At 63.3% G+C, this 20742-nt stretch carries 18 protein-coding genes; all 18 read right to left on the minus strand.

Translation table 11 applies throughout. The annotated features are described in order from the left end of the window. Positions 1–72: 72 nt before the first annotated feature. Positions 73–723, minus strand: a complete 651-nt coding sequence (locus tag FFI94_RS18375; protein WP_138869095.1) for a cell division protein SepF — start codon at positions 721–723, stop codon at positions 73–75. An 82-nt stretch (positions 724–805) separates the two neighbouring features. After that, a complete protein-coding gene (locus FFI94_RS18380) occupies positions 806–1564 on the minus strand; it encodes a YggS family pyridoxal phosphate-dependent enzyme (RefSeq protein WP_138869096.1) in 759 nt (252 codons plus the stop codon). A 9-nt stretch (positions 1565–1573) separates the two neighbouring features. Continuing rightward, positions 1574–2341 (minus strand): peptidoglycan editing factor PgeF, encoded by a 768-nt coding sequence (gene pgeF, locus FFI94_RS18385; RefSeq protein WP_138869097.1) that lies wholly within the window; start codon positions 2339–2341, stop codon positions 1574–1576. A 144-nt stretch (positions 2342–2485) separates the two neighbouring features. Beyond that, positions 2486–3673, minus strand: a complete 1188-nt coding sequence (gene ftsZ / locus FFI94_RS18390; RefSeq protein ID WP_138869098.1) for a cell division protein FtsZ — start codon at positions 3671–3673, stop codon at positions 2486–2488. A gap of 227 nt (positions 3674–3900) precedes the next feature. Further along, positions 3901–4707 (minus strand): cell division protein FtsQ/DivIB, encoded by an 807-nt coding sequence (locus FFI94_RS18395; RefSeq protein ID WP_138869099.1) that lies wholly within the window; start codon positions 4705–4707, stop codon positions 3901–3903. Then, a complete protein-coding gene (gene murC, locus FFI94_RS18400; protein ID WP_138869100.1) occupies positions 4704–6212 on the minus strand; it encodes a UDP-N-acetylmuramate--L-alanine ligase in 1509 nt (502 codons plus the stop codon). Before murC ends, FFI94_RS18395 begins: the two co-directional genes overlap by 4 nt. Beyond that, a complete protein-coding gene (gene murG / locus FFI94_RS18405; RefSeq protein ID WP_138869101.1) occupies positions 6209–7399 on the minus strand; it encodes an undecaprenyldiphospho-muramoylpentapeptide beta-N-acetylglucosaminyltransferase in 1191 nt (396 codons plus the stop codon). The genes murC and murG overlap by 4 nt, the downstream gene beginning before the upstream one ends. Next, positions 7396–8799 (minus strand): putative lipid II flippase FtsW, encoded by a 1404-nt coding sequence (gene ftsW / locus FFI94_RS18410; RefSeq protein ID WP_138869102.1) that lies wholly within the window; start codon positions 8797–8799, stop codon positions 7396–7398. The genes murG and ftsW overlap by 4 nt, the downstream gene beginning before the upstream one ends. Beyond that, positions 8796–10319 carry a UDP-N-acetylmuramoyl-L-alanine--D-glutamate ligase gene (murD, locus tag FFI94_RS18415; protein ID WP_138873269.1) on the minus strand — a complete coding sequence of 508 codons (1524 nt, stop codon included), beginning with the start codon at positions 10317–10319 and terminating at the stop codon, positions 8796–8798. The genes ftsW and murD overlap by 4 nt, the downstream gene beginning before the upstream one ends. Continuing rightward, positions 10316–11398: a phospho-N-acetylmuramoyl-pentapeptide-transferase gene (gene mraY / locus FFI94_RS18420; RefSeq protein WP_033231003.1), complete on the minus strand. Its 1083-nt coding sequence runs from the start codon at positions 11396–11398 to the stop codon at positions 10316–10318. The genes murD and mraY overlap by 4 nt, the downstream gene beginning before the upstream one ends. Further along, a complete protein-coding gene (gene murF / locus FFI94_RS18425; RefSeq protein ID WP_138869103.1) occupies positions 11395–12894 on the minus strand; it encodes a UDP-N-acetylmuramoyl-tripeptide--D-alanyl-D-alanine ligase in 1500 nt (499 codons plus the stop codon). The genes mraY and murF overlap by 4 nt, the downstream gene beginning before the upstream one ends. Beyond that, positions 12891–14522 carry a UDP-N-acetylmuramoyl-L-alanyl-D-glutamate--2,6-diaminopimelate ligase gene (locus FFI94_RS18430; RefSeq protein ID WP_397495570.1) on the minus strand — a complete coding sequence of 544 codons (1632 nt, stop codon included), beginning with the start codon at positions 14520–14522 and terminating at the stop codon, positions 12891–12893. The genes murF and FFI94_RS18430 overlap by 4 nt, the downstream gene beginning before the upstream one ends. A gap of 153 nt (positions 14523–14675) precedes the next feature. Further along, entirely contained in the window at positions 14676–16619 is a 1944-nt protein-coding gene (locus tag FFI94_RS18435) for a penicillin-binding protein 2 (protein ID WP_260684195.1), read from the minus strand. Further along, positions 16616–17284 (minus strand): hypothetical protein, encoded by a 669-nt coding sequence (locus FFI94_RS18440; RefSeq protein WP_138869105.1) that lies wholly within the window; start codon positions 17282–17284, stop codon positions 16616–16618. The genes FFI94_RS18435 and FFI94_RS18440 overlap by 4 nt, the downstream gene beginning before the upstream one ends. Then, positions 17281–18294, minus strand: a complete 1014-nt coding sequence (gene rsmH / locus FFI94_RS18445) for a 16S rRNA (cytosine(1402)-N(4))-methyltransferase RsmH (protein ID WP_138873271.1) — start codon at positions 18292–18294, stop codon at positions 17281–17283. The genes FFI94_RS18440 and rsmH overlap by 4 nt, the downstream gene beginning before the upstream one ends. A 158-nt stretch (positions 18295–18452) precedes the next feature. Beyond that, entirely contained in the window at positions 18453–18884 is a 432-nt protein-coding gene (mraZ, locus tag FFI94_RS18450) for a division/cell wall cluster transcriptional repressor MraZ (protein WP_033231007.1), read from the minus strand. A 534-nt stretch (positions 18885–19418) separates the two neighbouring features. After that, complete coding sequence (locus tag FFI94_RS18455; protein ID WP_138869106.1) at positions 19419–19862, minus strand: DUF3040 domain-containing protein; 444 nt, start codon at positions 19860–19862, stop codon at positions 19419–19421. A 238-nt stretch (positions 19863–20100) separates the two neighbouring features. Then, on the minus strand, positions 20101–20658 hold the full coding sequence (locus FFI94_RS18460; RefSeq protein WP_260684196.1) for an SAV_6107 family HEPN domain-containing protein: 558 nt from the start codon (positions 20656–20658) through the stop codon (positions 20101–20103). Positions 20659–20742 lie beyond the last annotated feature (84 nt).

Below are 20742 nucleotides of genomic sequence, written 5' to 3' on the forward strand. Positions count from 1 at the left end.
CCTGCACAGGTCCCAGCGCAACAAAATGTCCGGCATTTCGGCTGTTCAACGAACTATCTACGATCGAGAGCATCATTTCTGACTGTAGAAGCCCGTCTCCGCGATACGACGACGCTCCTCGGCCGAAACGTCGATGTCAGCCGGTGAGAGAAGAAACACTTTGGTGGCTACCTTGTCGAACGAGCCGCGCAGAGCAAATGCGAGACCCGCAGCGAAGTCGACCAGGCGCTTCGCGTCGGCGTTGCTCATGTCGACCAAATCCATGATGACCGGTGTGCCGTCGCGGAAGCGCTCACCGATCGTGCGGGCTTCGGCGTAGCTCTGCGGACGCAAAGTCGTGATCTTGGCCAGCGGGCCGCCGTCGTCGACTGCGGGCGCACGGCGAGCCTCGGGGCGCTCTGCGCGGGCGTCAACTGCAAGATTGCCCCGACTGGTGGGACGAGGCGCCATCGACGGACGGGGTGCGCGGGAGGCGACCGTGTCCATTCTCGGACGCGACTCGTAGCGATCGAACTCGGCTTCTTCCTCATCCCGACGGCTGGGCGCATACCCTGCCTTCGAGAAAGCCGGCTCGGCAAACTCGCGGTCATCGCGTTCGGCATAGCCGTCGTGGCTACGACGAGGAGCGCGACGAGCCTGATCGGGTTCTTCTACGTACTCGTCCTCGTAGTCGTCGAGGGGAACCATGCCGAAATAAGCCTTGAACTTGTGCAGGTTGCTCATTGATCGACCTTCCTTGGCGCGGCGGATTGTCTCCGACTGCGACCGGTCGCGGTGTGGACGGGTTGGGCGATCACCAGAGCGATCATTTCGAGATTACTGGTCGTGAGCCGAGCAGTGCGGTTCCGACACGCACGCAAGTCGATCCGTGGCGAACCGCAGCCTCGAGATCGCCGGTCATTCCTGCCGACAACTCGACTGCCCGCGGATGTGACTCGAGGACTCTCTGATGGACCTCGTGTAGGCGAGCAAACTGCTCGTCGGCGTCCGAACCCAGCGGCGGAACGGCCATCAATCCGGCCAATTCCAGACCGTCGGCGGTTTCGATCCGTTCTGCGAGAGCGGGCAACTCGTCGAGCGCGATACCACCACGCGTCGGATCGGCGTCGAGGCTCACCTGAATGAGAACTCGCAACGGTGCAGTGCGATCACCACTGGACAGGGCGCCCTGCGCGGCGCGATCAAGAGCGTCGGCGAGCCGGGCACTGTCGACCGAGTGGATGGCATATGCCCATTTCGCAACCGAACGTGCCTTGTTTCGCTGCAACTGACCGATCATGTGCCACCGAACCGGATCGGCTCCGTCGATGCCGCCACCGACAGCCGCGGCTGTGAACTCCGCAACCTTGCCTATCGCTTCCTGCTCGCGCGACTCACCGAACTCACGGCAACCCAGGTCGTACAGAATCCGCGCATCCGACGCGGGGAAGAACTTGGTTACCGGGAGAAGTGTCACCTCGGACACCGGCCGCCCGGCCGCAACACACGCCGCGGCCAGGCGGGACCGAACCGAATCCAGCGCCGCCGAGATCTCGGCCACGCGTGCAGAATTGTCGCCGTTCATGCGAGTGGCCTAGTTGTCTTCCGCATTGTCTTCCGCAGCGACGATCGGATCCATCCAGATCACTGCCGCCTGACGCCCGGTGAGGGAATCCCGGCGGTGACTGAACAGCGCACGGTCCTCGATCGTGCAACGAGGATCCTCGGCGACACCCGAAACACCGGCATCGAGAAGTTGCTTGCGGATTCCGGCTCGCAGATCCAGACCGGGCGTGCCCTTGGCAGTGCGAGTTGCACTGCCAGGCAGATGCCTCTCGACATCGGCGCGCATGTCGGCAGGAACCTCGTACTGCCGGCCACTCGCTGCCGGACCGAGGAAAGCTCCGATCCGAGACACGTCGGCGCCCTGGCGAACCATCTCGGCCAGCACCCGCGGCACGATACCGATACGCGCACCGATCCGGCCGGCATGCACGGCCGCAATGACGCCGGCCTGCTCGTCGGACAGGAGAACCGGCACACAGTCTGCGCTGAGCGTCGCGAGCGCCAAACCGGGGACGGTGGTGACCAATGCGTCGGTCACCTCGATGACCTCGTCGGTCGGCTCGGTGACCACGGTGACGTTTCTGGAGTGGATTTGTTCCATCCAGACAAGGTGATTCGGCTCGACGCCGATCTCACGGGCGAGGCGTCGACGGTTTGCGTCGACGGCTTCGGCGTTGTCGCCGACGTGATCACCGAGATTGAACGAGTCGTACGGCGCTTCCGAAACACCGCCGGCGCGACTGGTCACGACACGGCGGACTCGGAAATTGGCGGTCGAGTTCTCGGTACTCAAAATTTTGTGCTCACAAACGTCGAATGTTCACTGCTGCACGGGACATGATCCCGCGGCAGCTTCCGGACAGAGATAAGGGATCAATCAAGAACAGGGTACCCAGAAAAACTGGATACCCTGCTCTCGAAAGCCTGCGCGACGCTCTACTCAGCGGCGCATGAAGACGGGAACGTCGACGTCGTCATCGCCGTCGTCTTCCTGTGGTGCAACGTGACGCGGCGGAGCAATCGGCGGCAGCGATGCCGACCCGATGGGCTCGCGCGCAACCGGAACCTGCTGCTCCACAGGCGGTTCCGCAGCTACCGGTGAACGTCCGACCTCGCCGGCGCGCCCTGCTCCGATAGCTCCACGGCCGGGTGCCGTGGACTCGACGGGGCGACGCGCGGGCGCTCCCCCGTCGAAACCGGCAGCGATGACCGTCACACGAACTTCGTCGCCGAGTGAATCGTCGATCACCGTTCCGAAGATGATGTTGGCGTCGATGTGCGCGGCTTCCTGCACGAGCGATGCCGCTTCGTTGATCTCGAAGAGACCAAGATCGCTGCCACCGGCGATCGACAGCAGAACGCCGCGGGCGCCTTCCATCGATGCTTCGAGAAGCGGTGAGTTGATAGCGGACTCAGCGGCTTTGATCGCGCGACCTTCGCCTCGCGAGGAACCGATGCCCATCAGTGCGCTACCGGCACCGGACATGACACCCTTCACGTCCGCGAAGTCGACGTTGATCAGTCCGGGAGTGGTGATCAGGTCGGTGATGCCCTGAACACCGTTGAGGAGAACCTCGTCAGCGCTGCGGAATGCGTCCATCAAACTGACAGCCGCGTCCCCGAGTTGAAGGAGTCGATCATTGGGGATGACGATGAGCGTGTCACACGACTCGCGCAGCGCCTGGATGCCCGTATCGGCCTGGCCGCCACGACGCTTGCCTTCGAAGGAGAACGGTCGGGTCACGACGCCGACGGTGAGGGCACCCAACTTCCGGGCGATGCTTGCGACGACCGGGGCGCCACCGGTTCCGGTGCCACCACCTTCGCCTGCGGTCACGAACACCATGTCGGCGCCCTTGATGACCTCTTCGATTTCGTCCTTGTGATCCTCGGCAGCCTTGCGGCCGACCTCGGGATCTGCACCGGCGCCGAGGCCTCGGGTCAGTTCACGACCGACGTCAAGCTTGACGTCGGCGTCGCTCATCAGGAGGGCTTGCGCGTCCGTGTTGACCGCGATGAACTCGACTCCCTTGAGTCCTTGTTCGATCATGCGGTTGACTGCGTTCACGCCGCCGCCGCCGATGCCGACGACCTTGATTACGGCGAGGTAGTTGTGCGGGGGCGTCATCGGCTCTCGCCTTCCGTGTCGTATTACGCGCTGTTGTCTATTGCTGGGTAAAGCGGGTGAATCTCAACTCTCAACCTCAACCACAGGGTTAGAGTTATGTCAAGTATTCGATCTGAAACCAAACGCTATGCATCGTCGTCACGATCCGCCATTAGGCGCGCCGAAACTTCGGGAAGTATTTGACGTGAGTTCGCACATTCTGCTTCTGAACTAACGCACCGCCTGAACTAACGCACCGTCGGAAGGTCGGGACTCGACACGTCGTACGTCTGGCCCGGCTGCGTCAACAACGGCAATGTCACGACCGCTTTGCGATCCGACTTCTCGACACCGCCCCAGTTGACGACGCGTCCGTCTACCAACGTCATCGAGACATCCGAAATGGACCGGGCAGCAACCTCTCCCACCTGCATCCGCAACTCCGGCGGCAACGTCCCCAATACCTCGAGTGCGGCCAATGTCGGCGGGTCGTTCCATCCGGGTGTCGCCGTCACCAGTCGGGGTACGCCGGGCGGCGGAACGCCGATCTCGAAATCGACGCCCTTCTCGTCCAGCAGATGGGTACCTTCCGGCGAATCCACGAACACCATGGGAACACGCTCGGTCACCGTCACCCGAATTGTCGACGGATACATCCGCTGCACCCGCGCAGACGCGACCTTCGGAATTGCGGCGACACGTGCCGCCGCCGAACCGGCGTCGACGCGCATCAACGGGGTGCCGGCAGGGATCGCCAACAATTCCAGGATCTGCTCCTCGGAGACCGTGGTCGCACCCCTGACTTCGGTGCCGCGGACCGAGAGAACAGGTGACAACCACGCCGTCAGAAAGAGCCCCACCACAACGACCGCCGTCAACGGCACCATCACTACCGGCCGTTTGTACCACGGCGATTTTGGTGTCGGCGGCGGCTTCGGCGTCGTGGTGCGGGTCGAGTAGCGCGATTCCGTGCGGGTACCCCGCCGCCGAGTGCTGCCAGCACGCCGGGCCGCCGGATCACGACGACCGCGGCGGCTCCGTGCATCCGAACTCATCGCGACTGCGTGCGCGAAGCCTGATGAGGAACTGCGCGCAACGCGTCGAGGATCTGCTTGCCCAGCATGGTCACATCGCCGGCGCCCATCGTGATGACGATGTCACCGGGACCTGCGAGACCAGCTACCTGACGCGGTGCGAGCGACAGATCAGGCTGGTAGTGAACGGGTTTGGTGACAGCCTGCGCAACCAATGCCCCACTGACACCAGGCAACGGTTCTTCGCGCGCACCGTAGACGTCGAGAACAACAACCTCGTCTGCAAGGTCCAACGCGGCCGCGAACTCGTCGGCGAACGTCGCCGTGCGCGAGTACAGGTGCGGCTGGAAAACCACGATCACGCGGCCGGCAGCGGAGTTCGCCACCGATGAATCATCTTGTGGTCGAACAAGATCCGCGGCTGCGCCGAGAACCGCTCGCACCTCGGTGGGATGGTGGGCATAGTCGTCGAACACACGCACACCACGCTCACGACCGGTGAACTGGAACCGCCGATGGACTCCCCCGAATCCGGCGAGCCCTTCGACGATCTCGTCGATCTCCGCACCGGCATCACGCGCAGCGAGCAGCGCGGCCAGCGCGTTCAACGCCATGTGGCGGCCGGGAACAGCCATCCGAACCGTTCGCGCGGCCTTTTCGCCGGCCAGTTGGAACTGCAGGACGCCGCCGACGTCGTGTGCCCGGAAATCGAGTAGTCGCACACCCACCTCGACCCCGTCCACCGGTTCGAACGCCGTATCCGCGGCATCGGCACTGCCGTAGCCGATGACCCGAATATCGTCGCGGCCGGCGGCAACGATCCGCTTGGCCAGATCTGCCGAGCCCGCATCGTCGAGGCACGCGATCAGCAGGCCACCGGGAGCCAGTTTGTCGACAAAATCGTCGAATACCTGCACGTACTTCTCGACGCTTCCGAAGTAGTCCAGGTGATCGGCTTCGATGTTGGTGACAACAATGACGTCGGGGTCGTATTGCAGCAGCGATCCGTCACTCTCGTCGGCTTCCGCCACGAAGACGTCGCCGCTGCCGTGATGCGCATTGGTTCCCGCCTCGTTGAGTTCGCCTCCCACCGCAAACGACGGATCGAATCCACAATGCTGCAGGGCAACGACCAACATCGACGTGGTCGACGTCTTACCGTGGGTACCCGACACCAGGAACGTGCGGTTTCCCTCCATCAACGACGCGAGAACCGCCGGCCGGAGAATCACAGGGATCCCACGACGCGCTGCTTCGACCAGTTCCGGGTTGTCCTTGGGGATGGCGGCATGCGTGGTGACGACAACTGTGGGACCGCCGGGAAGGAGATCAAGAGCGTCGGCGTCGTGGCCGATCCTGACCTGCGCTCCGCGCGCCCGCAAAGCCAACACACCGCGACTTTCCTTGGCGTCGGAACCTGATACGAGTCCGCCGCGGGACAACAGAATTCGTGCGATGCCGGACATGCCGGCACCACCTATACCCACCATGTGTACTCGCTCGAGGTGGGCGGGCAGCGCGGTCATCGGTTTCCCCTATTTGTGTTGCGTACTGCGGTGTTGTTGCGTGCTTCCGTGTTGCTGATCCGGGCTGTGTCCAGAACGATCCGCGCGATCTCGGTCGCCGCGGTCCGGTGTCCGACACCGGCGGCCGCCTCGCTCATCGCCTGCAACCGCGGCGCATCGGTGAGCAGGGGCACTACGGTGTCGGCGACAAATGCCGGAGTCAGGTCGGCGTCACTGACGATCACCGCGCCGCCCGCTGCGACGACGGGCTTGGCGTTCAACTCCTGCTCACCGTTTCCGTGTGGCAACGGAACGTAGACGGCCGGCAGTCCGACGGAGGACACCTCCGCCACCGTCATCGCGCCGGAGCGGCAGATCGCGGCATCGGCTGCGGCATACGCAAGATCCATGCGCGAGAGATACGGCACGGCAACGTACGGCGCAGCCTCCGAGAACTGCGGGGCGTCGAGCGTGTTCTTGGGTCCGTGCGCGTGCAGCACCGAAATCCCCGCGTCTGCCAATTCTCGGGCAGCGCCGGACACCGCGTCGTTGAGCGACTTCGCCCCCTGCGAACCGCCGAAAACGAGAAGGACCGGACCATCGAGCGGAAGGCCGAAATACTCACGTGCCTGCGCCCGCAAACCGGCGCGGTCGAAATTCGCGATCGATGCCCGCACCGGAATACCGACGATGTCCGCATCACTCGCGCCGCGATTCTTCACTCCGGACCCGGGAACTGCAGCCAGGACACGTGTCGCCAGGCGCGCACCGATCTTGTTCGCGATACCGGCACTGGCGTTGGCCTCGTGGATGACGATGGGAATGGTGCGACGGCGGCGCAACACCCCACCGCGAGCGGCGAGATACGCGGGAAGTGCCACATACCCACCAAAACCTACGATGACGTCGGCGTCGACCGCGTCGAGCACCTCGCGTGTCTTACGCACCGATGCTCGAATGCGCAGGGGAAGTTTCACCAGGTCCATCGTCGGCTTACGCGGCAACGGGACCGGTGGAATCAGTTCGAGCGTGTATCCCCGGGCGGGAACCAGCGTTGTCTCGAGCCCACGGGCGGTTCCCAACGCGGTGATCGTGGTGTCGGGTGCAAGCGCCTTCACGGCGTCCGCAACTGCCAGAGCAGGCTCGATATGACCAGCGGTTCCTCCACCTGCCACCACTACCGACAGAGCTGAATTATTGCCGCTCACCTACGAATTCCTCGCTCTCGAACTTCATGTGCATTGTGTGTCTTGCGCGTCGGCGCCTGCCGACGTCGTCCATTCTGCCCTGCTGGGGCCCTGCGCTTCGATTCCGCACTGCCGCGAGAGCGGTTCGATTCCGCACTGCCGCGAGGGCGGTTCGATTCCGCACTGCCGCGAGGCCGGCTCGGCCTGACCGAATGAAACGGCACCGGCATCGGTAGCCGCAGCAGCTTCGAAATCCTACCGTCCTGACCGGAGTGCAGGGCAGCGATCGCTTCCGGTTCGTGACGTGCAGCATTGGCGACGACGCCGAACATGAACAACGTGGTCGCCGTCGACGTTCCGCCGGCAGACACCAACGGCAATTGCAGACCCGTGACGGGCAGAAGCCCCACGACGTAACCGATATTGATGAACGCCTGCCCGGTGATCCATGTCGTCACCGTCGCGGTCAGGATTCGCAGGAACGGATCCGAGGACCGCGCCGCAATCCGCAGACCGGTGTAGACGAACAGAGCAAACAGGCCGATGACGGCAGCGCCACCGACAAATCCGAGTTCCTCACCGATGATCGCGAAGATGAAATCGTTGTGCGAGTTGGGCAGGTAATTCCACTTGGCCACACTCTGGCCGAGTCCACGTCCGAATATCCCGCCGTCGGCCAGCGAGTACATCGCCTGACGGGCTTGGTACCCGGAGCCTTGCGGATCTGCATCCGAATCGAAGAACGCGCGTACTCGGTCGGAGCGGTAACCCGCGGTCAGCGCCAGAATTGCCACCGACACCACGCCGGTTCCGAGAATCGCGAGGAACAGTTTGACGGGCAATCCGCCGTACCAGAGCAGCGCAAAAAGAATGATGATGAGCGACACGGTTGTACCGAGGTCGGGCTGCAGGATGATCAACACGAAAACCACCAGCGCTGCCGGAACCAGCGGTACGAGGAGTTCCTTGATGGTGGTGATCTCACCGCGACGCGACGCCAACACATGTGCGCCCCAGATCGCGAACGCGATTTTTGCCAACTCCGACGGCTGCACCGACAGTGGACCGACGACAAACCACCCGCGGGTGCCCTGCGACTCGGTCCCGATTCCCGGAACGAGAACAAGGACAAGGAGCACGACGGTGGTCACGAACACCGGGAACGACATCGCCCGCATGGAACGAATCGGCAATCGCAACGCGACGTAGAACAACACAAAACCCAAGGCGGCGAACATCGCCTGCTTCAAGAACATCGAGTACGCCGACTTGTTCGCGGCATAAGCCTCGACGCTCGACGCCGAGAGAACCATGACCAGTCCCAAGACCGTCAGCATCACTGCGACGGTTACCACCAGGTGAAATGACGCCAACGGCCGCGCCAGCCAGGCACCGATTCGGGTCTTGGGACCCTTGGTCATTCCGCGATCCCAGCCTTGTTCGCGCTTCCCGGCGGATCCGACAACGCACCGACCGCGGCGGCAAAACTGTCCCCGCGATGCCCGTAACTGTCGAACATGTCCAACGACGCCGCCGCGGGAGCAAGAACCACCGCACTACCCGGCGATGCCATGATGGCGGCTTCTCTCACCACCGCGGTCATCACGGCATCGGCATCCGTTCCGGACGGCAGCCGAATCACCTGCGTCGACGAGCTGTGATTTTCACTCACCTCTGCATCGTCCCCCGTCACCACACGGACGACGGGGACCTCGGGCGCGTGTCGCGTCAGTGCCTGCTCGATGTCGCCGGCATCTCGTCCGAGGAGCACCACACCGGCAAGTCGGCTGCGGACCTCGGTCACCAACCCGTCGACACTGGCCCCTTTGAGCAGACCACCCGCAACCCACACGACTCGATCGTGGGCCAGGATCGACGGGCGGGCAGCATGCGGATTGGTTGCCTTCGAATCGTCGACGTAGCGCACCGACCCGACATCGCCGACGACTGCGCCGCGGTGCGGTCCAACCTTGTGGGCCGTCAATCCGGCCCGCACAGCGTCGGCGTCGATTCCCACAGCCCGTGCGAGTGCCGCTGCGGCAAGCGCATCCATGACGCCGGCAGGACCAGGCGGATCGATGTCTGCGGCCTCGGCCAACTGCACGCCGTCGCCAAAGGCGTTGTCGACCAGATGTCCTGCCGCCACCCCCAGCTCACCGCGGGCCGGAGCGCCTAACCGAAATCCCACCACGATGTCGGCCACGGCACCATTACCGAGTTTCGCGGCAATCGCGTCGTCGAGTCCGACGACAGCGACCTTGCCACTCAGAGCCCGGGCCTTGGCTTCTGCGTACGCAGCCATCCCGCCGTGCCAGTCGAGGTGATCTTCGGCCACATTGAGGACAACCCCGGCGTCCGGGCGAACCGACGGCGCCCAGTGCAACTGGAAGGACGACAACTCGACAGCCAGGTACTCGACCCGCGGGGAGGTGTCCGCCAGAGCCGCCAGCACTGGAAGCCCGATATTGCCGCACGCCCGCCCGGCGAGACCCGCAGCCTCCAGGATGGACGCAAGCATCGATGTGGTGGTCGTCTTGCCGTTGGTACCGGTGACCACCAGCCACTTTCGCGGCGGGCCGAAAAGACCACTGTGATCGACACGCCACGAGAGTTCGACGTCACCCCAGATAGGAATGCCATGTCCGGCGGCAGCAGCCAGAATCGGGGCGTCCGGCCGGAACCCGGGGCTCGTGACTACCAGCGCGAACCGGGTGATCGATTCACGATCTTCCTCGATCGAACTGGTCGTGACCGTGGTGTCTGCACCGAGCTCGGCGCAACGATCGGCAAAATCCAGGGTGGAGTCTGCGACCGTCACCGAAGCACCCAGCGCAACCAGCGGTTCGATGGTGGCCTGGCCGGATACTCGGCCACCAGCGACCAGAACACGTTGTCCGCGTAGCCAACTCAGGTCGTTTGCTCCAGCTGCGGTCACGGTCAGCCTCCGATAGCTGCGAGGAATTCGCTGTAGAAGAGTGCAAGACCGATCGCCGACGCAATCGCGGCGAGCAGCCAGAACCTGATGATGACCGTGGTTTCCGCCCACCCGGCAAGTTCGAAGTGATGGTGGAACGGTGCCATCCGGAATACCCGTCGACGGCTGGACTTGAACACTGCTACCTGGATCACCACCGACGCAGCCTCAGCGACGAACAGAGCGCCGATGACAACCATCAGAAGTTCGGTGTTGGTGGTGATCGAGAGTCCGGCAAGCATGCCGCCGAGGGCAAGCGAACCGGTATCACCCATGAAGATCTTTGCCGGAGCGGCGTTCCACCACAGGAATCCGATACACGCACCGGCACCGGCCGCGCAGATCAAAGCCAGATCGAGCGGGTCACGGACGTCGTAGCAGCCCTTGACCGGACTGGTCTCGCACGAGTTCCGGAACTGCCAGAACGTGATGATGACGTAGGCCCCGAGAACGAAGCTCATGGCGCCGGCGGCAAGTCCGTCGAGGCCGTCGGTGAGGTTGACGGCGTTCGACCACGCACTGACCAGCAAGTAGCAGAACGCGATGAAGACAACCGAGCCGAGCGAGACCGTGGCGATGTCACGCACGTAGGACAGGTGGACGCTGCCCGGAGTGAGTCCGTCGGCGCCGCGGAACTGCAGCGCGAGGATTCCGAAGATCACGGCCGCGACAAACTGTCCGACCAGCTTGGCCGTCTTGTTCAGCCCGAGGTTGCGCTGCTTGCGGATCTTGATGAAGTCGTCGAGGAAGCCGACGCCGCCGAGTGCTGTCGTCAGCCCGAGAACCAGCAACCCGGATGCAGTCGGACCCTCCGCCCCGTCGATACCCATTCCGATGAGGTGAGTTCCGAAGTAACCCGCCCAGATTCCCGCAAGAATAGCGACGCCACCCATCGTGGGTGTGCCGCGCTTCGCCTGATGACTGGCCGGGCCCTCGGTCCGAATCTCCTGGCCGAATCCTTGTTTTGCAAACGCCTTGATCAAGATCGGGGTGAGCATGATCGAGACCGCAAGCGCGATGCCGGCGGCCAGCAGAATCTGGATCACTCCGACACCTGCTTCTGCGCCAGGACCGCCTCGGCGACCGTCCAGAGGCCGATCGACTGCGAAGCCTTGACCAGCACCAGATCACCTGGCTCGAGTTCAGCCTCGAGAACCTCCAGAGCCGCGGCGGCATCCGGGACAACCATCGACTCGTCTCCCCACGAGCCCTCCATCACTGCGCCTTGGTGCATCGCGCGGGCCGGGCGACCGGTGCCGACGACAATGAGCTTCGTGACGTCGAGTCGCACGGCCAGTCGGCCGATCGCGTCGTGCTCGACTACCGATTCGGGGCCGAGTTCCGCCATCTCACCGAGCACAGCCCAACTGCGCCGGCCGAAATGACGGTCCGATCTGGCCATCGACACCAATGCCTTGAGCGCTGCGCGCATCGAATCCGGATTGGCGTTGTAACTGTCGTTGATCACGGTGACGCCGTCGCTTCGTTCGCTCACGTCCATACGCCGAGCCGACGCGGCCCTCGTGTCTTCGAGGATGCGGGCGATCTCGGCGACGCTCACCCCGTTCTCGAGCGCAACTGCCGCAGCGGCAAGCGCGTTGCCGACCTGATGTTCACCGTGAACCGCGAGACGGATTCGCGCAGAACCCTTCTCCGAGTTCAGTGTGAAACTCGCCCGGGCCTGATCGTCGACAGTCACATCCGTGGCGCGCACGTGTGCACCTTCGGACTGTCCGACCAGAACCACCCGCGCTGCCGTCCGCGACGCCATGGCCGCGACCATGCGATCATCGGCGTTGAGGATGGCGACGCCGCCCTCTGCCGCCGACGGAAGTGCTTCGACCAGTTCACCTTTGGTGGCCGCAATCGCCTCACGGGAACCGAACTCACCGAGGTGCGCCGTGCCCACATTCAAGACGACACCGATCTTGGGCGGAGCGATCTTCGCCAACTCCGCAATGTGACCGAGGCCGCGGGCCGACATTTCCAGCACCAGGAATTTGGTGTGCTCGTCAGCGCGAAGCGCGGTCCACGGGTGACCAAGTTCGTTGTTGAACGAACCGGGCGGAGCGACAACCTCGCCGGAACCACGCAGAACAGCAGCAACAAGATCCTTGGTGGACGTCTTGCCAGCCGATCCGGTGATCCCCACAACGGTGAGACCGTTCTTCGCCGACAACGTGTCGACCACCGCACGGGCCAACAAGCCCAACGCGTTCAATACCGCCGCACCGGAACCGTCCGAGTCGTGCTCGAGTGCCATGACCGAACTCGGGCCGGACGTCTGCGTCGGCGTCACCACGATGGCGGGTACTCCCACCGGCCGCGCGGCGAGCACAGCTACCGCGCCGGCTGCCACCGCAGCTTCAGCGTGCTCGTGACCGTCGACGCGGGCGCCTGGCAGTGCCAGGAAAAGTCCACCCGGACCTATTCTGCGAGAATCGAATTCGACGGTCCCTGTCACTGTTACCGACGGATCGTCGACGTCGTGCAGAGTTCCTCCGACGATCTCGGCAATCCGAGAGAGCGTCATCGGGATCATTTCGTGCCTCCATGCGCTGTGTCGATCGCGATCCGGTCGATCGCGTCTCCCAGCACCTCGCGGTCGTCGAACGGGTGCTTGACCCCGTCGATTTCCTGACCTGTTTCGTGACCCTTGCCGGCCACCAGTACTACGTCGCCGGGCTGTGCCCAACGAACGGCTTGTTCGATAGCTTCCGCTCGGTCCCCCACCTCGAGCACAACCCCACGCTCCGATTCCGGCACCGCCAGAGCCCCGGCCATCACCGCGGCGCGAATCGTGGCAGGCACTTCGGTCCGGGGGTTGTCGTCGGTGACGATCAGAAGATCACTGCCTCGTGCGCCGGCCTCACCCATCAGGGCACGTTTACCCGCATCACGGTCGCCGCCTGCACCGACAACGACCCCGACGCGTCCGGAAACCTGATTGCGCAGCGTCGCGATGACAGCCTCGAGCGCGGCGGGCTTGTGCGCGTAGTCGACCACGGCGAGGAATCCTTGACCACGGTCGATGCGCTGCACGCGACCTGGAACGTCGACCGTTCCCACCGCCACCACCGCCGACGCCACATCGATACCAGCCTGCGCACTCACCGTCAGGGCCAGCGCCGCGTTTGCCACGTTGTACCGCCCCGGCAGACGCAAGGACACCGGCCACGACTGCCCATTCGGTGCCGAAAGATCGAACAACTGGGAACCGTCGGCCGCGACATCGACCGAACCGACCTTCCAGTCGCACTCGGCTTCTGTCGTCGCCACCGTTGTCACGTCTGCGGCCGACGCCAGTTCTGCCATCCGGCGTCCCCACACGTCGTCGACGCAGATGACGGAGCTTTCGGCGTGAACCGTCGACTCCGGATCGAACAGACGGGCCTTCGCCGCGAAGTACTCTTCGAAATTCCGGTGAAAGTCCAGGTGATCCTGCGAAAGATTGGTAAACGCTCCAATATCGAATCGGATGCCGTCGACGCGGCCGAGAGAGAGCGCGTGACTCGACACTTCCATCACAACGGTATCGATACCCTGCTCTGCCATCACGGCAAACAAGGCATGGAGCTGTGGAGCCTCCGGCGTGGTGAGGGCGCTCGGAACCCGCCGTCCATGGATCCTGGTCTCGATGGTGCCAACGAGACCGGGGTTGCGTCCCGCACCCGTCAGTGCCGCTTCCAGCAGATAGGACGTGGTGGTCTTACCCGACGTACCGGTGATGCCGATGACCTGCATCTTCTCCGAGGGTCGGCCGTAAATCTCAGCCGAGATCTCACCGAGGACGTCCCGAGGCTTCGGGTGAACGAGAACCATGACCGGGCGGTCGACGCTCGGGTGCGACTCACGCAACAGCGCCAATCCGTCGTCGTCGGTCAAGATCGCGGCAGCTCCGCTGGCCAGGGCGTCGCCGGCGAACTGCGCGCCGTGCGCACGGGCACCCGGTAGTGCGGCGAACAAATCGCCGGAGACAATGTCTTGCGCACGCAGGTCGACTCCGGATACGACGGTGGCGGCCTTCCCGGCCCCCGACCACTCGACAGCCAGCCAGTCGAGTCGCGCTCCTGACAACTCCGCCAAGGCCGTGATCGCCGTCTCAATCGGGTTCGCCGGTCGTGCGTTCACCACTACACCCGGCTCTGACGATTGCGAACGATTCGGCACTGTCACTCGACTCCTGGCGATTGTCGTTGGTCATGGCAGTCGCAGATTCGAACAACCGAAAACTGCGACGTATGAGATTACCGCGTACAGGAACACCCCGAAGACCGCGTGGATCGTGATCCGTGACAAAACTGTGAATCGTGATCCGCTCGATCAGTCCGCCTGCAGCACCAACTTACGACCCGGATCCGGCGACATCGGCACGCTGTCACGCTGCAGCATCCACGACGCAATGTTGTGGAACAACGGAGCAGCCGATTGTCCGCCGCCACCGTCGACACCGCGGACGGGTGCATCCAGCATGATTCCGATCACGAACCGAGGATTGTCGGCCGGTGCGATGCCCGCAAACGTGATCCAGTAATTGGAGTTGGAATAGCACTTGCACGCCGGATCGATCTGCTGCGCCGTGCCGGTCTTGCCGCTGACCTGATAGCCCTCGACCCCCGCAGCCACACCGGTGCCGCGCTGATTTCCGGTGTCGTCCTGCGTGACCGATCGGAACATGTCCCGCACCGTCGCCGCGGTTTCCGGGCTCACCACCTCGATGCCCTCAGGCTGCGGGGCTTCCGTCTGCTCCCCCGACGAGTTCACGGTGGATTTGACGATTCGCGGCGGAATGCGCACACCGTCGTTCGCAATCGCCTGGTACATACCCGTCATCTGCAGCAATGTCATGGACAAGCCCTGACCGATCGGCAAGTTGGCGAACGTGCCGCCAGACCACTGGTCACGGCTGGGCACGATGCCCGCACTCTCGTCGGGAAGCCCGACCTCGGTGCGCTGGCCCAAACCGAACTTGTCGAGCATCTCCGCATAGCGATCCTCGCCGACCCGCTCCGCGAGCATCAGCGTTCCGACATTGGACGACTTACCGAACACGCCGGTAGACGTGTACGGAACGACGCCGTGATCCCACGCGTCCTTGACCGTCGCCCCCGACATCGTGATGCTTCCCGGGACCTGCAGAACCTCGTCCGCTGTGGTCAGCCCGTCCTCGATGGCGGCCGCCGCAGTGATGATCTTGTTCACGGAGCCGGGCTCGAACGGGCTCGTGACCGACAGGTTGCCGGTCTCGACCGATCGCAGATTGTTCTCGAGGCCGATACCGGGGTTGAACGTGTTGTCGTTGGCCATGGCCAGAATCTGACCGGTCGCAACGTCCTGGACGACAACCGATGCGTTCTTCGCACCCGACTTGTCCTTGGCGATCTGAACCTGCTGCTGCACGAAGAACTGGAGATCGGAATCAATGGTGAGCTGAACTCCCGAGCCGTTGACGGCAGGCTGCTTGTCGCGCCAACTACCCGGAATCACCGCGCCGTCGCTGCCGCGGTCGTAGGTCTGGGAACCGTCGATACCGGCAAGGGTCGAGTCCATCGAATCCTCGAGGCCGAGGAGTCCGTGCCCGTCCCACCCGGTTGCACCGACCATATTGGCCGCGAGAGACCCACCCGGATACTCGCGAATATCCTGCCGTTCGAGGCCGACCTCACGGAAGCTGTCCGAAATCTCAGCTGCCACGGCCGGATCGACGCTCCGCGCCAGGTAGACAAACGTCTCCTCGCTGTTCAACTTCGCAAGAATGTCTTTTTCCGGGGCTGCATCACCCAGCTTGGCGTGGACGCCGGCCGCGATCTCGGCGAGGCGCGTCGACACCTCGGGTGGCTGCTGATCTGGTTCCACCCCCGCTTCGATGCTCTTGGTCCGGGCTTCTTCCAGTTCTTTGCGAACGGCTTTCGGCTGGAATGTCAGCGCCTTCGCTTCCATCGTGAATGCGAGCGTGGTGCCGTTCCGGTCCGTGATCGATCCTCGAACCGCCGGATCGATCTGAGTAGTCGTGCGCTGATTAGCCGACTCCGCAGCCAGGCTCGGAGCATCAACGCCTTGAATCCACAACAACTGCAGCGCCGCGACAGCAAGCGCCCCACACATCGTCCACCGACCTACACGCTGTCGAAACGGGAAGGTCGCGGACTTCGATCCGCGAGGACTCTTCTTTCCTGTCGGCGCGGCAGGTTTACGACGCGGATCTCGCCGAGGCGCGTCGTACTGGGGATCTCGGCGCCGCGCGTCGTAGTGCGGATCGCGATTCACCGACGGTCCTCAGTCGGGGACGGCACCACCGTCGTGGTCGGGGACGGCGGAGCGGACGTGACGGGGATCAATTGCTCACTCCGAGCGAGGTTTTGCGGGTTGAGCGGGGCCGGCGTTGTAGTCCCGGCAACCGGGGGCGCCGTAGGCGTGGTAGTTGCCACCCTGGGCGGCGACACCACGACCGGTGCGTCGAGCGGCGGCAGCGGTTCGGCACTCGCAGGCGCGGGTGTACCGACGACCTCGACACTGCCGTCCGGGTGCACTACAAGGCGAGCCGGATCCTTCGCCGGCACCATGCCGAGCGCACTCGCCTGATTGGCAAGCTCGGGTGCGGAATTACGCGACTGGAAATCTCGCTCCAGGGCAGCCTTCTGCTCCACCAGGGACTGATTGAAAGCGCGGGCATCGCTGAGTTGATAGGAGTCCTCGGCAGACCGGGTCGTAAGGAGCAACGTCACGGCCAAACCGATCGAGAACAACCCGATGATGGAGACTACAAACGGAATTCGTGCCTTGAACTCGCCGCTACGGGAGAGAGCTGTGGCACCGGAAACCGTCGAACCGTGCCCGAGCGCCCTGGCAGTGCGCTTTTCGTAGGCACGCTGCGCTGCACCGGAACGGCGCTTGGCCGAGGATTCGTCCACCGTGGTGCTCTGCTTCGTCATGCCCGCCTCCTGGCAATGCGTTCAGCGGCACGCAAGCGCACCGGAGCTGCTCGTGGGTTCTCCTCGATTTCCTGCTCCGAAGCTCGCTCCGCGCCACGGGTGAGGATCTTGAACTCCGGCCCCATGCCGGGTAGCTCGACCGGAAGCCCCTCGGGACTGGTCGACTTGGAGCGAGGGACCAACTCCGCCTTGACAACTCGATCCTCGAGCGATTGGTACGACATGAAGACGACGCGGCCGCCAACTGCGAGGGCGTCCAATCCAGCGGGCACCGCGGCACGCAAGGAATCCAATTCGGCGTTGACCTCGATCCGCAGAGCCTGGAACGTGCGCTTGGCCGGATGCCCACCAGTGCGACGGGTGGCCGCGGGAATGGTCCGATACAACAGTTCGACCAGAGCGGCGCTGGTGGTGAACGGCTCCTTCTCACGCTGCCGAAGTATCTCGGACGCAATCTTTCCCGCAAAACGCTCTTCGCCGTACGTGCTCAGGATTCGAGCGAGATCGCCGTGACTGTAGGTATTGAGAACCTCGGCGGCGGTAAGCCCGACGGTCTGATCCATCCGCATGTCCAACGGCGCATCGATCGAATACGCAAAACCACGATCGGCTTCGTCCAACTGCATGGACGAAACCCCGAGGTCGAAGAGAATGGCGTGAACCGACTCCGTCGTCGGCAGGCCCGCCTGCTCGAGGGCATCTTCGATGCCGTCATAGGTGGTGTGCACGAACGTGGTTCGATCAGCGAACGGAGCAAGACGCTCCGACGCGATCTCGAGCGCATTGGTGTCGCGGTCGAGACCGATGAGGTGCAGTCCCGGGTACTTCCCGAGGAAGAACTCGGAATGCCCACCAAGCCCGAGTGTCGCGTCGATCATGACAGCGCCGGCGCCGCCGTCGCCGACCGCGGTGATAGCGGGACCGAGGAGATCATCTGCGCGATGCAGAAGAACAGGAACGTGCGCGAAGCCGTCGGTGTCCGAGGGTTCGTTCACCTCGCGATCAACCATGTGTGCTCCGGCTCCTACTTTCATGATTCCGATGAAGAATGACTGTTCGAACGGGCGAATGCTCCGAGGTCCCTGCCCGAAGGAGAACCTGGCGCTGGGGAAGTGCGTCAGGGTCTTTCCGGGCAGAGGCCTCGTGGCATTCGCCACAAACTATCCGCCTAGACGATCTCGCTGAGAGATTCGCCAATTGCTTGGGAATAGTCCTCTTCGTTGTCTCCGAGATACCTCTCCCAGGCTTCGAGATCCCAGATTTCGAGGTAGTCGACAGACCCGGTCACTACGCATTCCTTGGAAAGGTTTGCGTAACGCCGATGATCAGCCGAGAGGGTGATACGCCCCTGGGCATCGGCGTGCTGTTCATCCGTGCCGGCTGCCAGAGCGCGAACATACGCTCGTGCGGCCGGATCATTACGTGGAGCTGCCGCTGCTTTACGAGCCAGCTTGACGAACTCGTCCCGTGGGTAGACAGCAAGGCTGTGATCCTGACTCTTGGTGATCATCAACCCTCCTGACAACTCTTCTCGGAACTTGGCCGGCAAGGTGAGCCGGCCTTTATCGTCGAGCTTCGGCGTGAAGGTTCCGAGAAACACTCGACACCTCCTGCGAGCTTTTGCCGAAACCCTCCCAATTGGGCGAAATACGGCTTCAAGCTCTCCGCCCGCACCCACAGTACCCCACTTTCCCCCACACACAAGGAGCTATCGGGCACTAACCGGGCTGATTTGCTGAGTATTAGCAGCTCAAAGCAGGTGGGGAAAGATGGGGAATTTTCATCAGGGGTGTCCCCACACACATGGCCGACAAGGTCCGTTCCGCGCCACACACACCCACATTCGACCTATAAGTCCAGTTCAACGAAAGGATTCAACTGCCTCGGCCCTACCGCGCCCATCGCGATGCCAGAACGGCCTATAGCAGGGGAGGAAAGTGGGGAGGACCATCGTCCCCCTCTTACGCGACAGACGGCCGGCAACCTGTGGTTGCCGACCGTCATGTTTTTCTAAATTGTGTGGCTTGCGAGGGCGCACGACCTATCCCCCGCAGGCGGAATCACATCAGGTGAAATTGACCACCATGACTCACTCGCCGGCCTAGGCAGACGAGGTCATCGACTTGCGACAGAGCTAGTCCTGCTCGAACCGGCGACGGAAACGATCTTCCATACGGGAAGAGAATCCTCCACCTGACCGCCGACCGCGTGAATGCCCTCGGCCGCTCGACCCACCCGCGCCCGGAGGCCCGGACTGGTGTTCACCGCCCTGGGCACCATCCGCAGTTGGTGTCCCTGTCCGTCGACCGCCGCCCCACAAGAGCATGACGCCGGCGCCGAACATACACAGGAACCCGACCAAGCTGAGAATCGGAAACGAGCCCAGTTTCAGGACTTGAAGGCCTGCAATCAACAGGATCAAGCCCACAACAAAGAGCGCCGCAGCTTGAAAACGCCGTCTACTCGACGGCGCCCTCATACGGCCGCCCCTCACATTGGAGGCGAACTTGGGGTCTTCGGCATAGAGAGCGCTCTCGATCTGATCGAGCATGCGCTGCTCGTGCTCGGAGAGTGGCACGGTACCTCCCCCGGCACTGGAAGTTAGGCAACCACCCCACGGTGTGAGGCGGCGGGTAGTCAACCTGAACGACTACCTGCTTTTTATACTACGAGGAGTTTAGGTCGCGGACCACCACTCTGGGTACGAGTTCTGCCACAAGCGTACGTATTTGCCCGGTCGAACCGTAAATCAGCTCCCATCAGGCTGTAAGGACCTGCAATTTCAGTGAAATCGGTCATCCGCGACACCAAAAAATTCAGGAAGCTCTCAGATCGATTCGACGAGCCTGGCCGACAAAATCTTCGACCGCGGTCAGAAATCTGCCCACCTCGACGGAAAATCCATCGGCATCAGCATCGCTGATATCCACCTGCATGCCGGTTTCGACCGCTGCCCGGGTATTCGACCAGCCGGCAAAGTAACTCGACCAGGCTCCGAATGTGGGTGCGTCCGCATCCAAACGGATCCAAGCGTTCCCGCTCTTCTTACGGCGGCTACTTCCCGTCGCTCCCACTGCCAGAACTGCGCCGGCCCCGCGCAACGCTGCCAGATAAGCGCACCGAAAGCGTTCCGACGCATCGCCGGCTCCGACCGACTCCGCCAACAAGGAATCGGCTTTCCCCAACAGATTCCAGGCGAGTCCGCCCGCTGACCCAGATCCGGCACACGCAGCGGTAGACGATCGCACTACTCGCTCCGGCATTTTCGCTGATTCCGGGAGCCGCGACAGCGCCGACCGCGAGGGGCACGCCAGTTCCGCCGGCAGCATCCTGTCGGACTTCGGTGTTCTTTCGGACTTCGCTCGATCGGACATCCGGGGCACCTCCCGCGCCAAAGGGGATTGCATTCACAAGGATCGAAATCTGGTGCGGTGGGGATGCCCGCTTCCCTTCGGGCA

Origin of the sequence: Rhodococcus sp. KBS0724 (assembly GCF_005938745.2) — a bacterium.
Classification (GTDB): Bacteria; Actinomycetota; Actinomycetes; order Mycobacteriales; family Mycobacteriaceae; genus Rhodococcus_F.

Coding starts and splice junctions, on each gene's coding strand:
- FFI94_RS18375 (WP_138869095.1), bottom strand. CDS start 723: ATGAGCAACCTGCACAAGTTCAAGGCTTATTTCGGCATGGTTCCCCTC.
- FFI94_RS18380 (WP_138869096.1), bottom strand. CDS start 1,564: ATGAACGGCGACAATTCTGCACGCGTGGCCGAGATCTCGGCGGCGCTG.
- ftsZ (WP_138869098.1), bottom strand. CDS start 3,673: ATGACGCCCCCGCACAACTACCTCGCCGTAATCAAGGTCGTCGGCATC.
- FFI94_RS18395 (WP_138869099.1), bottom strand. CDS start 4,707: ATGAGTTCGGATGCACGGAGCCGCCGCGGTCGTCGTGATCCGGCGGCC.
- murC (WP_138869100.1), bottom strand. CDS start 6,212: ATGACCGCGCTGCCCGCCCACCTCGAGCGAGTACACATGGTGGGTATA.
- ftsW (WP_138869102.1), bottom strand. CDS start 8,799: ATGACCAAGGGTCCCAAGACCCGAATCGGTGCCTGGCTGGCGCGGCCG.
- murF (WP_138869103.1), bottom strand. CDS start 12,894: ATGATCCCGATGACGCTCTCTCGGATTGCCGAGATCGTCGGAGGAACT.
- FFI94_RS18440 (WP_138869105.1), bottom strand. CDS start 17,284: ATGACGAAGCAGAGCACCACGGTGGACGAATCCTCGGCCAAGCGCCGT.
- rsmH (WP_138873271.1), bottom strand. CDS start 18,294: ATGGTTGATCGCGAGGTGAACGAACCCTCGGACACCGACGGCTTCGCG.
- FFI94_RS18460 (WP_260684196.1), bottom strand. CDS start 20,658: ATGTCCGATCGAGCGAAGTCCGAAAGAACACCGAAGTCCGACAGGATG.